The following is a 13,808-nucleotide window of genomic DNA, read 5'->3' on the forward strand; positions in this document are numbered from 1 at the left end:
GCGTCTCGCCGGCAGCTGACCCTGCGACAGTTTCCTTTTTCGCGCCCGTCATTTGCACCCGCTTCTTTCAACGAACGAACAACTTGACCCGCCGCGCCCGATCGCATGTGATGATTGTCCTCAGCCGGCCGCTCGATACGGAGCGGGCATGGCCGGCTCAATCACAGTGTGGGTGGGCCGTCTTCCTCGAGATGTCGAGGCGGAGGGTTTCAAGCCGATAACACACGACTTCCAACGGGTAACAGAGAGAGCACCTTGATGAAAACGAAACTCTTCGTCGCGGTTATGGGGGCCGCGTTCGGTGTCACGGCGGCCGCGTCCGCAGCCACGCTCGACGACGTGAAGTCGAACGGACGCCTGAGTTGCGGCGTCAGCACGGGCCTCGCGGGCTTCAGCGCGCCGAACGACGCGGGCGAATGGTCCGGCCTCGACGTCGATTACTGCCGGGCGATCGCCGCGGCCGTGTTCGACGACCCCGAGGCCGTTTCCTACGTGCCGCTGACGGCGAAGGAGCGCTTCACGGCGCTGCAGTCGGGCGAGGTCGACGTCCTGAGCCGCAACACGACGTGGACGATGTCGCGCGACACGCAGCTCGGCCTGAACTTCGCGGGCGTCAACTACTATGACGGCCAGGGCTTCATGGTGCCGAAGGAGCTCGGCGTCTCGTCCGCGCTCGAGCTGTCCGGCGCCTCGGTCTGCGTCCAGACCGGCACCACGACGGAATTGAACCTGACCGACTATTTCCGCGCCAACAGCATGGACTACAACCCCGTGGCCTTCGAGCGCCTCGAGGACGTGAACACGGCCTACTCCTCCGGCCGCTGCGACGTCTACACGACGGACGCCTCCGGCCTCTACTCGATCCGGCTGACGCTGCCCAGTCCCGACGACCACATGGTGCTGCCGGAGATCATCTCGAAGGAGCCGCTCGGGCCGGCCGTGCGCCAGGGCGACGACCAGTGGTTCAGCGTCGTGAAGTGGGTGCACTACGCGCTCCTGAACGCCGAAGAGCTCGGCGTGACGTCGGAGAACGTCGAAGAGATGACGAGCTCCGAGAACCCCGACATCCGCCGCCTGCTCGGCGCCGAGGGCAATTTCGGCGAGTCGATCGGCCTCGAGGCCGACTGGGCCGTCCGGGTGATCAAGCACGTCGGCAATTACGGCGAGCTGTTCGACCGCAATGTCGGCCCTGACACGCCGCTCGGCATCGCCCGCGGCCTGAACGCGCTGTGGACCGAAGGCGGCATCCAGTACGCGCCTCCCGTCCGATAAGACAGGCGCGGCGGCCCCGGTGACAGGCGAACACGCCGCCCGGGGCCGCCGGCAGCTCGATTTCGTGACGTTGCATCAGCCGTTTGCGCAATGGGGGCGCGGATGAGTGTCGAAGGTGCGGCCGGCCGTGCGGCCGCCGCCGGCGGGGGCGGCGTGGCGAAGGCCCGTCTCCTCTACGATCCGCGATTCCGGTCGTGGGCGTTCCAGATCGCGCTCGTCGTCGCGGTCGTCCTGTTCTTCTTCTGGATCGCGGGCAACGCCGCGCGGAACCTTCAGCAGGCGAACATCGCCTCCGGCTTCGGCTTCCTCGACGTGCGGGCGGGCTTCGTCATCGCCGAGACGCCGATCCACTACACCGACAATTCGACCTATGGCCGCGCCTTCCTCGTGGGGCTCCTCAACACGATCATCGTGGCGTTCCTCGGCATCGTCTTCGCGACGGTCCTCGGCTTCGTCATCGGCATCGCGAGGCTCTCGAAGAACTGGCTCGTCGCCCGGCTCGCGACGGCCTATGTCGAGGTGATGCGGAACATCCCGCTGCTCCTGCAGCTCCTGTTCTGGTACAAGGCGGTGCTCGCCGTCCTGCCGTCGCCGCGGCAGGGCCTCGAACTGCCGCTCGGCGTGTTCCTGAACAATCGCGGACTTTTCATCCCGCGCCCGGTGATGGAAACCGGCGGCGGGATGCTGCTCGGCGCGATCGGCATCGCGGCGCTCGCGACCTATCTCCTCGCCCGCTGGGCGAAGGCGCGCCGGATGCGCACCGGCCACAGCTTCCCGATGCTTCGCGTGGGCCTCGCCATCATGCTGGGGCTGCCGTTCGTCGTCTACGTGCTGGCGGGTGCCCCGATCACCTTCGACGTGCCGGAGCTGCAGGGCTTCAATTTCACGGGCGGAAAACAGGTGTCGCCCGAGTTCACGGCGCTGCTCCTCGGCCTGTCGATCTACACGAGCGCCTTCATCGCGGAGATCGTGCGCGCCGGCATCCTGTCGGTCAGCCGGGGGCAGTGGGAGGCCGCGGGGGCGCTGGGCGTCCGCTACGGCCGCATCCTGCGGCTGATCATCATCCCGCAGGCGATGCGGGTGATCATCCCGCCGCTGACGAGCCAGTATCTGAATCTCACGAAGAACTCCTCGCTGGCGGTCGCGATCGGCTATCCCGACCTCGTGGCCGTCTTCGCCGGCACCGTTCTGAACCAGACGGGGCAGGCGGTCGAGGTGATCCTCATGACGATGGCCGTCTACCTGACGCTGAGCCTGCTCACGTCGGCCTTCATGAACTGGTTCAACGCGCGATACGCGTTGGTGGAGCGGTAGAGATGGCCGAGCAGCATTCCGAGGTCGACCGCTTCTTCGTGCGCGAGCAGATGGTCGAGGCCATGCCGCCCCCGGGGGTGCGCCGCGGCGCGGGAGACTGGTTCCGGCGGAACCTGTTCTCCTCGGTCCCGAACGGGATCATGACGATCCTGGCGCTCCTCTTTCTCGCGTGGTCGATCCCGCCGTTGATCCAGTGGGCGTTCATCGACGCCGTCTGGGAGGGCACGAATCGCGAGGCCTGCCTGGGCCCCGACGTCGGGGCGTGCTGGGCCTTCGTGAAGGCGAAGTTCGGCCAGTTCATCTACGGCCGCTATCCGATCGGCGAGCGCTGGCGGGTCGACCTCGTCTTCCTGCTGCTCGCGGCGGGCCTCGTGCCGATGGCGATCCCCTCGGCGCCCTACAAAGCCCTGAACGCGCTGTTCCTGCTGGTGATCTTTCCGGTCGCGGCCTTCATCCTGCTCACGGGCGGCTTCGGGTTGCGGGTGGTGCCGACCGAGTTCTGGGGCGGCCTCCTCGTCACGCTCGTCGTGGCGATCACCGGCATCGTGGTTTCGTTTCCGCTCGGCATCCTGCTCGCGCTCGGACGACGATCGAAGATGCCGGCCGTGCGGCTCCTGTCCATCGCGTTCATCGAGCTTTGGCGGGGCGTTCCGCTGATCACCGTCCTCTTCATGTCGAGTGTGATGCTGCCGTTCTTCCTGCCGGACGGTGTCAGCTTCGACAAGCTCCTGCGGGCGCTGATCGGCGTCGCCTTCTTCTCGTCGGCCTACATGGCGGAGGTCGTGCGCGGCGGCCTGCAGGCGATCCCCAAGGGTCAGTATGAGGCCGCGGCCGCGATGGGGCTCGGCTACTGGCCGATGATGTACCTGATCATCCTGCCGCAGGCGCTGAAGCTCGTGATCCCGGGGATCGTGAACACCTTCATCGGCCTGTTCAAGGACACGAGCCTCGTTCTCATCATCGGCCTGTTCGACCTCCTGGGGATCGTGCAGTTCAACTTCACGGATTCCAACTGGGCCACGCCGCAGACGGCGGCAACGGGGTTCGCCTTCGCGGCCCTCGTCTTCTGGATCTTCTGCTTCGGCATGTCGCGATATTCGATGTTTATCGAGCGCCGGCTCGAGACCGGCCACAAGCACTGAGGTTGTCATGAGCACTCAAGAGGGCGCGTCGGCCGTCGCCGAGGAACAGGCGAGAATCGCCGAAGAGGTGCGCGCGATGGCTGCCAAGGACCAGCCGGCGATCGAGATGATCGACGTGCACAAGTGGTACGGCGAGTTCCACGTGCTGCGCGACATCAACCTGCGGGTGAAGGCCGGCGAGAGGATCGTCGTCTGTGGCCCGTCCGGCTCCGGCAAGTCGACGCTGATCCGCTGCATCAACCGCCTCGAGGAGCATCAGCGCGGCCGGATCATCGTCGACGGCATCGAGCTCAGCGACGACCTGAAGCGCATCGACGAGATCCGCCGCGAGGTCGGCATGGTCTTCCAGCACTTCAACCTGTTCCCGCACCTGACGATCCTCGAGAACTGCACGCTGGCGCCGGTCTGGGTTCGCAAGATGCCGAAGAGGCAGGCCGAAGAGATCGCGATGGAGTACCTGACCAGGGTAAAGATCCCGGAGCAGGCGCACAAATATCCGGGCCAGCTCTCGGGCGGGCAGCAGCAGCGCGTCGCGATCGCCCGCTCGCTGTGCATGAGCCCGAAGATCATGCTCTTCGACGAGCCCACCTCCGCGCTCGATCCCGAGATGATCAAGGAGGTGCTGGACGTGATGGTCGATCTCGCCCAGTCCGGCATGACGATGGTCTGCGTCACCCACGAGATGGGATTCGCGCGGCAGGTCGCCGACCGGGTGATCTTCATGGATGCGGGGCAGGTGATCGAGCAGAACGTTCCCGCGGAGTTCTTCGAGAACCCGCAGCACGAGCGCACGAAGCTGTTCCTCAGCCAGATCCTGCACTAGCCGCTCGTCCGCGGCGCGAGCCTTCCTCGGTCGTGGGGCGGTCGGAGGAACCGGCGGCATCAGCCGGCGTTCCTCTGCGACAGTCCCGAGGCTCGCAGCGACATGACAACGAACGACACCCCCGCGACGCCGACAGGTCCGGCCGGAGGGGGAGACGGCGCACCTCCGAAGGTGACGTTCGAAACCCGCCTCGTTCGTGTCTCGACGGTCGGCCTCTTCCTGATCGCGCTCTGCGGCGCGCTCTACTTCGCGTCCGACTTCCTGCTGCCCGTGACGCTGTCGTTCCTGTTCGCGCTGGTGCTCAGCCCGGTCGCCCGGTGGCTGCACCGGAAGGGGCTGCCGGAGGGTTTCGGCGCGATCATCCTCGTCGCCGGGCTGACGGCGGGGCTCGCCACCAGCATGTACTTCCTCAGCGGTCCCGTCTCGGACTGGGTCCAGAAGGCCCCGGAGGCGATCGCCGACGTGCGGATGAAGCTCTACCACGTCTCCGGTCCGATGGACGCGGTGCAGGACGCGACGGAGCAGGTGGAGGAGATGACGTCGGAGGACAAGCCCGGCGTCCAGACCGTCGTCGTGCGCGAGCCGGGGCTCATGTCGAAGGCCGCCTCCGGCGCCCCGAACATTCTCGCGAAGATCGTGCTGACGCTCGTCCTCCTGTTCTTCCTGCTGGCATCCGGCGACATGTTCTACGAGAAGCTCGTGGCGGTGATGCCGACCTTCTCCGACAAGAAGCGCGCCGTGCGGATCGCCCGGGACGTCGAGCGGGAGGTCTCGCGCTACCTCCTCACGATCACGATCATCAACGCAGGGCTCGGCCTGTGCATCTGGGCGACGATGTTCGCGCTCGGCGTGCCCAATCCCGTGCTCTGGGGAATCATCGGCGCGATCCTCAACTTCATCCCCTATATCGGCTCGCTGATGGGGGTCGCGCTCGTCGCTCTCGTCTCCCTCGCCACGTTCGAGTCCGTCGAGTACGCCCTCCTGCCGCCGCTGGCCTATCTCTGCCTGACGGCGCTCGAGGGCCAGTTCCTGACGCCGACGATCGTCGGGCGGCGGCTCGAGCTGAACGCGGTCGCGATCTTCATCGCCGTCGCCTTCTGGGGCTGGCTGTGGGGCATTGTCGGCGCCCTGATCGCCGTGCCGTTCCTCGTGACGATCAAGATCTTCTGCGACCATGTGGAGGCGCTGAGCGCCCTCGGACAGTTCCTGTCCGCCCGCCACGTCTCGCCGCTCCACGAGGACGAGGACGATCCGCCGGGCGTCGTGTCGCGTCGCGGCGCGCCGGCCGAATAGGGGCAGGTTATTCCGCGTAGATCATCTTGCGCGTCATGCCGCCGTCGACGACGAACTCCGAGCCGGTGACGAAGCCGGATCTGTCGCCGTCGAGGAGGAACGACACGGCCTGCGCCACGTCCGCGACCTTGCCGACGCGTCCCGCCGGATGCTGCGCGTGATCGACCGGCCGGAGCTCGCCGTAGCCCTCCGTCTCGATCCAGCCGGGGCTCACGCAATTGACCCGGATCCGCGGGCCGAGACTGATCGCCAGCGCGTGGGTGAGGGCGACGAGCCCACCCTTGGAGGCGGCGTAGGCCTCCGTGTCGGGCTCCGACATGTGGGCGCGTGTAGAGGCGATGGTGACGATCGAGCCACCGCCCTCGCGAAGGTGATTCGCGGCCGTCCGCACGAGGTGGAAGGTGGCGGAGAGGTTGGTCGCGAGAACCCGGTCCCAGTCGGAGGTGGACAATTGCTCGACCGGCGCGGAGACCATGATGCCGGCATTCGAGACGAGGCCGTCGAGCCTGCCGAAGCGGCTGCGGGCCTCCTCGACCGCCCGGGCCGCCTGCGCCGGATCCGACACGTCGGCCGCCATCGCGGCCACCGTCCCGGCGGGGAACGACTCTTCGACGCGGCCGAGCTTCTCCTCGGCGCGGTCGACGAGGCAGACCTGCCAGCCGTCCCCGACGAGCTGCCGCGCGATGCCGGCACCGATGCCCTGCGCCGCGCCCGTGACGAGGGTGACCCTGGGAGAGCTCATCGGCGGCCCGTCTCGACCGGTGTGTCGGCGCCGCCCCACTCGCTCCACGAGCCGTCATAGAGCCCGACGTCGCGGTGGCCCGTCAGCGTCAGGGCGAGGCTCAGGACGGCGGCCGTCACGCCGGAGCCGCACGTGGTGACGACCGGGCGGGCCGGATCGACCCCCGCCCCGCGCAAGGCGGCCTGAAGCTCCGCGTCGGGCTTCACCGTGCCGTCGGCGGCCAGGATCTGGCGATAGGGCAGGTTCAGGCTCCCGGGTATGTGGCCGGCGCGCAGGCCGGGCCTCGGCTCGGGCTCCTCGCCCGCGAAGCGGCCGGCCGAGCGCGCGTCGATGATCTGCGCGCCGCCGTTCGCGGCGATCTCCTTCATGGCCTGGAGGTCGCGCACGGCGGCCGCGTCGAGCGAGGCGGAGAAGATCGCGGGCTTGCGCCTCGTCTCGCCGCTCTCGGTCGGCCGGCCTTCGGCGAGCCACTTCGGCAGGCCGCCGTCGAGGATCGCGACCTGGCGCGCGCCCATGACGCGCAGCATCCACCACACGCGGGCGGCGGAGAACAGGCCGGCGCCGTCATAGACGACGATGCGGTTCCGGTCGGAGATGCCGAGCGCGCCCATGCGGGCGGCGAAGGCCTCGGCCGTCGGCAGCATGTGGGGGAGGGGATCTGACCTGTCGCTCACCTCGTCGATATCGACGAAGACGGCGCCCGGAACGTGCCGATCGAGATACTCCTCGCGGCCGTTCCGCTTCATGTCCGGCAGGTACCAGGACGCGTCGACGATGGCGAGGTCCGGCTCGCCGAGCCGCCTCGCCAGCTCGTCGGTCGAAACGAGCGTCTCCTCGCGTGTCGTCATGAGGCGCCTCTCCCTCTCAGGCTTCGTCGAGCAGCGTCACCCGGACGCGCCGGTTCTGCGCACCCTTCGACTCGATCTTCGTGACGGCGACCCGGCCGATCTCTCCGGTGCGGGCGACATGGGTGCCGCCGCAGGGCTGGAGGTCGATGTCGCCGATGCGGATGAGCCGGACCCGGCCGGAGCCGCGCGGCGGCTTCACGCTCATCGTCTTCACGAGCTCGGGCTTCGCCTCGAGCTCCGCGTCGCTGATCCACTCGGCCGAGACCGGATGATCCGCCGCGACGAGCGCCTGGAGCCTCTCCGTCAGCTCGTCCTTGTCGAGCTTCGCGTCGTCGGCGGAGAAGTCGAGGCGGCCGTATTCCTCGGCGATCTGTCCTCCGGTCACCGGGAAGGGCACCGCGACCGACAGGAGATGGAGGCAGGTGTGGATGCGCATGTGACGGTAGCGCCTGGCCCAGTCGATCTGAAGCGTCACATGCTCGCCGCCGTCGGGCAGGCCCACCGGCTCGGCCGGGACGTGGACGATCTCCTCGGGGCCGTCGCCCTTGACCGTCGTGGCGATCTGCAATTCGCGGCCGTCGGAAAAGCGGATCGTGCCGTGATCGCCCGGCTGGCCGCCGCCCGTCGGGTAGAACACGGTGCGGTCGACGAGGACGCCGCCGCGCGGGTTCACGCCGATCACCGCCGCCTCGCAGGACCTGAGATAGGGATCTTCGCGGAAGAGCGCTTCGGTGGACATCAGGCCTCCGGCAGGAACGGGATCTCGACGCTCGGGCTTCGCTCGAGCCATGCGGGCACGGGAAGGTTCTTCTCCCGGAGGAAGCCGGGGTCGAACAGGCGCGACTGGTAGCGGGTGCCGTAGTCGCAGAGGATGGTCACGATCGTGTGGCCCGGCCCCATCTCCCGCGCGAGGCGCACCGCCCCCGCGACGTTGACGCCGCTCGACCCGCCGAGGCACAGGCCCTCGTGCTCGAGCAGATCGAAGACTTGCGGGATCGATTCCTCGTCGGGGATCCGGTAGGCGAGGTCGACCTCCGCGCCCTCGAGGTTGGCGGTGATGCGGCCCTGGCCGATTCCTTCGGTGATCGAGCTGCCCTCCGCCTTCAGCTCTCCCGCCGTGTAATAGCTGTAGAGAGCGGCACCGGGTGGATCGGCGAGCGCGATCCTGATCGCGGGATTGCGCTCCTTCAGCGCCATGGAGACGCCCGCCAGCGTGCCGCCGGTGCCGACCGCGCTGACGAAGCCGTCGACCTTGCCCTCGGTCTGCGCCCAGATCTCCGGACCGGTCGTCTCGAGATGCGCCCGCCGGTTCGCGACATTGTCGAACTGGTTCGCCCATATGGCCCCGTTCGGCTCCGTCCGGGCGAGCGCTTCCGCGATGCGGCCCGAGATCTTCACGTAGTTGTTGGGATTCCTGTAGGGGACCGCCGGCACCTCGACGAGCTCGGCCCCGAAGGCGCGCAGCGTGTCCTTCTTCTCCTGGGACTGCGTTTCCGGAATGACGATCACCGCCCGGAATCCCGCCGCGGCGGCGACCAGCGCGAGGCCGATGCCGGTGTTGCCCGCCGTGCCCTCGACGATCGTGCCGCCCGGCCGCAATTCGCCGCGCTCGATCGCGTCCTGAACGATGAAGAGCGCCGCGCGGTCCTTCACCGACTGGCCCGGGTTCAGGAACTCGCACTTGCCGAGGATCGTGCAGCCGGTCGCTTCCGAGGCACGTCTTAGCTTCACAAGGGGGGTGCCGCCGATGAGCTCGAGCACGCCGTCGCGGAAGTTCATACTGTCACGCCTCTTTCTCCGGGGAGGGAGGCGGACGGTACTGCCACCCCCGCCGGCGTTCAAGCGCACCCTGCCGGCTCTCGGCGAAACCAGGGGCGTCTGCACCAGGCGTCACACATAGGCCTTGCAGCCGTGGCTCTGCTGTGAGAGGCGAAATCCAGCGCGAAAACAGACAGGAGCCTCAGGATGCTGAGCAGGATCAGGACCCTCGCCCTTGCCGGGCTAGTCGGGGCGGCCGTGGCCGCTCCCATGGAGGCCGGCGCCCAGTCGGGCGGGCGGGGGGACCTCGTGGTGTTGAGCTTCGAATGCGCGAGCGCCATCCGGCCGGACCAGACGATGGTGTGCGCTTCGCCCCCGCTCGCGGCGATGGATATCCAGATGCACACGCTCTACACGGTCGTGCGGAAGTTCATTCCCGCGAGCGAGCGCGAGGATCTCGTGGCCGGGCAGCGGGCCTTCATCAACACGCGCGCTGCCTGCGGCACGCAGTTCGAGTGCATCGGCAACGCCTATGCCGAGCGCATCACCTCTCTCGGCCAGATCATCGACTCGATCGGGCAGGCGATCGACCAGATCCAGGGGCAGCAACAGCCAGCGCAGTAATGTAGGAGCGGAGCCCCGTCCGCTCCGCCGGCCGCGACGGTACGTCGCGGCTTCCACCCGGCAGCTTCGGCAGGATGACGTAGGTGCACCGCAAGGTCGCGGTCCACGACATCCCGCCGAACCTTCCAAGATTCTGCCACAATGGGTTGCCTCCGGCTCAAATTGCTGAAGAATATGGAGCCGACGTCGTGCACCGCACACGATCGCTTTCCAGGGGATCAGCAAGCAGCACACGCCGCCGACAATCGCGAAACGCGGAGGGGCAGGCGTTGAGCCAGAAGGAGAGGCATGCCGGAAGCTTCGACGAGGCAATCAGATCCAGGAGCGGCATCCTACGTCCGCTTCGAGGGCGTCCAGAAGAGCTATGACGGCGAGACGCTCGTCGTCAAAGACCTGAACCTCGACATCGCCCGCGGCGAGTTTCTGACCATGCTGGGGCCGTCCGGCTCCGGCAAGACGACCTGCCTGATGATGCTGGCGGGCTTCGAATCCACCACGCACGGCGCGATCTACCTGCACGATCAGCGCATCGACAACGTGCCCCCGCACAAGCGCGGTATCGGCATGGTGTTCCAGAACTACGCGCTCTTCCCGCACATGACGGTGCGCGAGAACCTCGCTTTCCCGCTGAAGGTGAGGGGGATGGGCCGGAGCGACATCGAGACCCGCGTGAAGCGGGCGCTCGAGATGGTCGAGCTTCCGAATTTCGGCGATCGCCGGCCGGCGCAGCTCTCCGGCGGCCAGCAGCAGCGCGTGGCGGTCGCCCGCGCCCTCGTCTTCGAGCCGGACCTCGTCCTGATGGACGAGCCGCTGGGCGCCCTCGACAAGCAGCTGCGGGAGCAGATGCAGTTCGAGATCAAGCACATCCACGAATCGCTCGGCGTCACCGTCGTCTACGTGACGCACGACCAGACCGAGGCGCTCACGATGTCGGACCGGGTCGCGGTCTTCAATGACGGCGTGATCAAGCAGCTCTCGACGCCCGACGTCCTCTACGAGGAGCCGGCGAACGCGTTCGTCGCCCAGTTCATCGGCGAGAACAACCGCCTCTACGGAGAGGTCGTGGAGGCAGGGGACGCGGGCAGCGCCGTCACCGTGCGGCTCGACAGCGGCCAGCACGTCAAGGCGCTGCCGGTCGCCGTCTCGGGTGCCAGGGGCGAGCGGACGACGCTCTCGCTGCGGCCGGAACGGGTGAAGGTGAACCCGCCCGAGGGATCGGTGCCGAACGTCCTCGAGGGGAAGGTGGCCGAGGTCATCTATCTCGGGGACCACATCCGCACCCGGTTCTCCGTCGCGGGCCACGACGACTTCGTCGTGAAGATCCCGAACGCGGCCGAGCACCCCCGCATGCACGAGGGCGATATGGTCAAGCTCGGATGGGCCATCGAGGACTGCCGCGCGCTCGACGCGTGAGCATGGCACCGGCGCGGGTGCCGAGAGATCCGGGCGGAAGCGTCGCTCGGCAAGACGAAGCCCGTAAGGGAAACAGTAAGCCAACCGGAGGACTTCAAATGAAGCGCAAGACACTTCTTCTCGCCGCCGCGGCCGTGCTGCCGGCTGCAGCCGCCGTCGCGCAAGAGGGCAGCCTGACGATCGTCTCGTGGGGCGGTGCCTACTCGATGTCGCAGCAGAAGGCCTATCACGAGCCTTACACGGATAAGACCGGCACGCGGATCCTGACCCAGGACGAATCCGCCAACGCCCTCGCCGGCATCCGCTCGCAGGTCGACGCCGGCAACGTGACGTGGGACGTCGTCGACATGCTGCAGGCTGACGCCCAGCGGGCCTGCGACGAGGGGCTGATCATGCAGATCCCGCACGACGAGTGGCTCGCGGAGGCGCCCGACGGGACACCCCCCTCGGACGACTTCATCGAGGGCACGCTCGGCGAGTGCTTCATCCCGCAGATCCTCTACGCGACGATGTTCGCCTACAACGAGGAGGCGTTCCCCGACGGCGGGCCGCAGACGGTCGCCGACATCTGGGACCTCGAAGCCTTCCCGGGCACGCGGTCGCTGCAGAAGATTCCGCAGAAGAACCTCGAATGGGCGCTCATCGCCGACGGCGTGCCCGGCGACGAGGTGTATGACGTCCTCGCCACGCAGGAGGGCCAGGACCGGGCCTTCGCGAAGCTCGACGAGATCAAGGACAACGTCATCTGGTGGTCGGAGGGCGCTCAGCCGCCGCAGATGCTCGCCGACAAGGAGGCCGTGATCGCGACCGCCTATAACGGCCGCATCTTCAACGCCCAGGTCAGCGAGGATCAGCCGTTCCAGATCATGTGGGACGGCCAGATGTTCGAGGTGGACGGCTGGGTCGTGCCGGTCGAGAAGAGCGACGAGCAGCTCGAGCTGATCAAGGACTACCTGTACTTCGCGACCGACACGCAGCGCCTGGCCGACCAGGCGAAGTACATCCCGTACGCTCCGGCGCGTCAGTCGTCCGTTCCGATGGTCTCCACCCATGAGGAGACCGGGGTCGAGATGCAGCCGCACATGCCGACGACGGAGAAGAACTTCCAGAACGCGGTGCAGTTCAACACCGACTTCTGGGCCGACTACGGCGATCTCCTCGAGGAGCGCTTCAACGCCTGGCTGGCGCAGTAACGCACGTCACGTGACGACCGGGCGCGGCTCGCCGCGCCCGGTCACCCGCCGGGGCGACCCGGCATCGGGGACGAGGATCGGGAGCCCGCGCGGATGGCCGACATACCTGCAGCCGGCACGGTGCCGGAGATGCGACGCGACGAGGAGCTGACGACCGCGGACGGACGCCCGCTGCGGGTCGCCCTGCGCAGGTCGCAGCGCCAGCTCCGCCGCCGCGCCTTCTACCTCGTCGCGCCGCTCCTGGTCTTCCTGCTCGTCACCTTCGGCTGGCCGATCGCGAACATGATCGCCGGGTCGGTCTACAATCCCGAGGTCGCCCATTTCCTGCCGCTGACCTCGTCCGCGATCTCCGACTGGGACGGCGAGGACGTGCCGGGCGAGGACGTGTTCGCGGCGATGGCCATGGACATGGAGTCGGGCCTCGCGAACCGCACCATCGGCCGGGCCGCCGGACGCATCAACCGCGAGATCCCCGGCGCCCGAAGCCTCGTCATGGGCACGGCGCGCGACCTCGAGGACATGCAGCCGCCCTACCGGGAGGCCTTCCTCGCGGAGGACGAGCGCTGGGGCGACCTCGAGTTCTGGCGCCTGATCAAGCGCGAGACGCGCATCGTCACGCCGGCCTACTACCTCCTGGCGCTCGACTTCGAGTACAACAGCCGCGGCGAGATCGTGGAGCGGCCGGAGATCTACCAGGTCTACCGCCAGCTCTTCTGGCGCACGGCGTGGATGAGCCTGACGATCACGGCGCTCTGCGTGCTCCTCGGCTATCCGGTCGCGCACCTCCTCGCGACGCTGCCGCTCAAGACCTCGAACGTCCTGATGATCCTGGTGCTGCTGCCGTTCTGGACGTCGCTCCTCGTGCGGACCTCCGCCTGGATCGTGCTCCTGCAGCAGCAGGGCGTGATCAACGACCTCCTCGTGTGGGCGAACATCATCGACGCCAGCGGCCGCATCCGCATGATCTACAACCAGACCGGCACGATCATCGCGATGACCCACATCTTGCTGCCGTTCATGATCCTGCCGCTCTACTCGGTGATGAAGACGATCCCGCCGAGCTACATGCGCGCGGCCCGCTCGCTCGGCGCCACCCAGTTCACCGCCTTCACGAAGGTCTACATGCCGCTGACGATCCCTGGGGTCGCTGCGGGCGTCCTCCTCGTCTTCATCCTGGCGATCGGCTACTACATCACGCCGGCCCTCGTCGGCGGCGAGAGCGGCATCTTCATCTCGAACCTCATCGCGCAGAACATGCAGGGCACGAGCGCGCAGCTGAAGCTCGCCTCGGCGCTGGCGACGATCCTGCTCGTCGGCGTCCTGTTCTTCTACTGGCTCTTCAACAAGCTGATCGGCGTCGATCGGCTGAAGTTCGGCTGAGGAGGG

The 13,808-nt window shown here is 67.7% G+C and carries 13 protein-coding genes; 9 read left to right on the top strand and 4 right to left on the bottom strand.

Going from position 1 to position 13,808, the window contains the following annotated elements:
• The first annotated feature begins 258 nt into the window (after nt 1–258).
• From N177_RS16470 to N177_RS16490, 5 genes are all read left to right on the top strand, one after another.
• Nucleotides 259–1,272 (top strand): amino acid ABC transporter substrate-binding protein, encoded by a 1,014-nt coding sequence (locus N177_RS16470; protein ID WP_023433526.1) that lies wholly within the window; start codon nt 259–261, stop codon nt 1,270–1,272.
• Between the two features lie 102 nt (nt 1,273–1,374).
• Entirely contained in the window at nt 1,375–2,586 is a 1,212-nt protein-coding gene (locus N177_RS16475; protein ID WP_023433527.1) for an amino acid ABC transporter permease, read from the top strand.
• A 2-nt stretch (nt 2,587–2,588) separates the two neighbouring features.
• On the top strand, nt 2,589–3,728 hold the full coding sequence (locus N177_RS16480) for an amino acid ABC transporter permease (RefSeq protein WP_023433528.1): 1,140 nt from the start codon (nt 2,589–2,591) through the stop codon (nt 3,726–3,728).
• Nucleotides 3,729–3,804: 76 nt separating this feature from the next.
• Complete coding sequence (locus N177_RS16485; protein ID WP_244444306.1) at nt 3,805–4,551, top strand: amino acid ABC transporter ATP-binding protein; 747 nt, start codon at nt 3,805–3,807, stop codon at nt 4,549–4,551.
• 102 nt (nt 4,552–4,653) lie between these two features.
• Entirely contained in the window at nt 4,654–5,844 is a 1,191-nt protein-coding gene (locus N177_RS16490) for an AI-2E family transporter (RefSeq protein ID WP_081718618.1), read from the top strand.
• A 7-nt stretch (nt 5,845–5,851) separates the two neighbouring features.
• Here N177_RS16490 and N177_RS16495 read toward each other — a convergent pair whose 3' ends face one another.
• Genes N177_RS16495 through N177_RS16510 form a run of 4 tightly spaced genes read right to left on the bottom strand, consistent with a single transcriptional unit; the run spans nt 5,852 to nt 9,213 of the window.
• Nucleotides 5,852–6,586 carry an SDR family oxidoreductase gene (locus tag N177_RS16495; protein ID WP_023433531.1) on the bottom strand — a complete coding sequence of 245 codons (735 nt, stop codon included), beginning with the start codon at nt 6,584–6,586 and terminating at the stop codon, nt 5,852–5,854.
• Nucleotides 6,583–7,434, bottom strand: coding sequence for a 3-mercaptopyruvate sulfurtransferase (gene sseA / locus N177_RS16500; RefSeq protein WP_023433532.1), 852 nt, complete (start codon nt 7,432–7,434; stop codon nt 6,583–6,585). Before sseA ends, N177_RS16495 begins: the two co-directional genes overlap by 4 nt.
• Before the next feature lie 16 nt (nt 7,435–7,450).
• Nucleotides 7,451–8,173 (bottom strand): alanyl-tRNA editing protein, encoded by a 723-nt coding sequence (locus tag N177_RS16505; protein ID WP_023433533.1) that lies wholly within the window; start codon nt 8,171–8,173, stop codon nt 7,451–7,453.
• Nucleotides 8,173–9,213, bottom strand: a complete 1,041-nt coding sequence (locus tag N177_RS16510) for a cysteine synthase A (RefSeq protein ID WP_023433534.1) — start codon at nt 9,211–9,213, stop codon at nt 8,173–8,175. Before N177_RS16510 ends, N177_RS16505 begins: the two co-directional genes overlap by 1 nt.
• A gap of 186 nt (nt 9,214–9,399) precedes the next feature.
• Between N177_RS16510 and N177_RS16515 the strand changes: the two genes are divergently transcribed.
• From N177_RS16515 to N177_RS16530, 4 genes are all read left to right on the top strand, one after another.
• Entirely contained in the window at nt 9,400–9,816 is a 417-nt protein-coding gene (locus N177_RS16515; RefSeq protein WP_040485964.1) for a lysozyme inhibitor LprI family protein, read from the top strand.
• Nucleotides 9,817–10,104: 288 nt separating this feature from the next.
• Nucleotides 10,105–11,229: an ABC transporter ATP-binding protein gene (locus tag N177_RS16520; protein WP_023433536.1), complete on the top strand. Its 1,125-nt coding sequence runs from the start codon at nt 10,105–10,107 to the stop codon at nt 11,227–11,229.
• A gap of 98 nt (nt 11,230–11,327) precedes the next feature.
• Nucleotides 11,328–12,422, top strand: a complete 1,095-nt coding sequence (locus N177_RS16525) for an extracellular solute-binding protein (RefSeq protein ID WP_023433537.1) — start codon at nt 11,328–11,330, stop codon at nt 12,420–12,422.
• 93 nt (nt 12,423–12,515) lie between these two features.
• A complete protein-coding gene (locus N177_RS16530) occupies nt 12,516–13,802 on the top strand; it encodes an ABC transporter permease (protein ID WP_023433538.1) in 1,287 nt (428 codons plus the stop codon).
• Nucleotides 13,803–13,808 lie beyond the last annotated feature (6 nt).

This window comes from Lutibaculum baratangense AMV1 (assembly GCF_000496075.1).
Taxonomy (GTDB): Bacteria; Pseudomonadota; Alphaproteobacteria; order Rhizobiales; family Tepidamorphaceae; genus Lutibaculum; species Lutibaculum baratangense.

Excerpts from the sequence above, each read along its gene's own strand:
- N177_RS16485 (WP_244444306.1), top strand. The coding sequence starts at position 3,805 with ATGGCTGCCAAGGACCAGCCGGCGATCGAGATGATCGACGTGCACAAG.
- N177_RS16530 (WP_023433538.1), top strand. The coding sequence starts at position 12,516 with ATGGCCGACATACCTGCAGCCGGCACGGTGCCGGAGATGCGACGCGAC.
- N177_RS16505 (WP_023433533.1), bottom strand. The coding sequence starts at position 8,173 with ATGTCCACCGAAGCGCTCTTCCGCGAAGATCCCTATCTCAGGTCCTGC.
- N177_RS16515 (WP_040485964.1), top strand. The coding sequence starts at position 9,400 with ATGCTGAGCAGGATCAGGACCCTCGCCCTTGCCGGGCTAGTCGGGGCG.
- N177_RS16520 (WP_023433536.1), top strand. The coding sequence starts at position 10,105 with ATGCCGGAAGCTTCGACGAGGCAATCAGATCCAGGAGCGGCATCCTAC.
- N177_RS16490 (WP_081718618.1), top strand. The coding sequence starts at position 4,654 with ATGACAACGAACGACACCCCCGCGACGCCGACAGGTCCGGCCGGAGGG.
- sseA (WP_023433532.1), bottom strand. The coding sequence starts at position 7,434 with ATGACGACACGCGAGGAGACGCTCGTTTCGACCGACGAGCTGGCGAGG.
- N177_RS16525 (WP_023433537.1), top strand. The coding sequence starts at position 11,328 with ATGAAGCGCAAGACACTTCTTCTCGCCGCCGCGGCCGTGCTGCCGGCT.
- N177_RS16495 (WP_023433531.1), bottom strand. The coding sequence starts at position 6,586 with ATGAGCTCTCCCAGGGTCACCCTCGTCACGGGCGCGGCGCAGGGCATC.
- N177_RS16510 (WP_023433534.1), bottom strand. The coding sequence starts at position 9,213 with ATGAACTTCCGCGACGGCGTGCTCGAGCTCATCGGCGGCACCCCCCTT.
- N177_RS16475 (WP_023433527.1), top strand. The coding sequence starts at position 1,375 with ATGAGTGTCGAAGGTGCGGCCGGCCGTGCGGCCGCCGCCGGCGGGGGC.
- N177_RS16470 (WP_023433526.1), top strand. The coding sequence starts at position 259 with ATGAAAACGAAACTCTTCGTCGCGGTTATGGGGGCCGCGTTCGGTGTC.
- N177_RS16480 (WP_023433528.1), top strand. The coding sequence starts at position 2,589 with ATGGCCGAGCAGCATTCCGAGGTCGACCGCTTCTTCGTGCGCGAGCAG.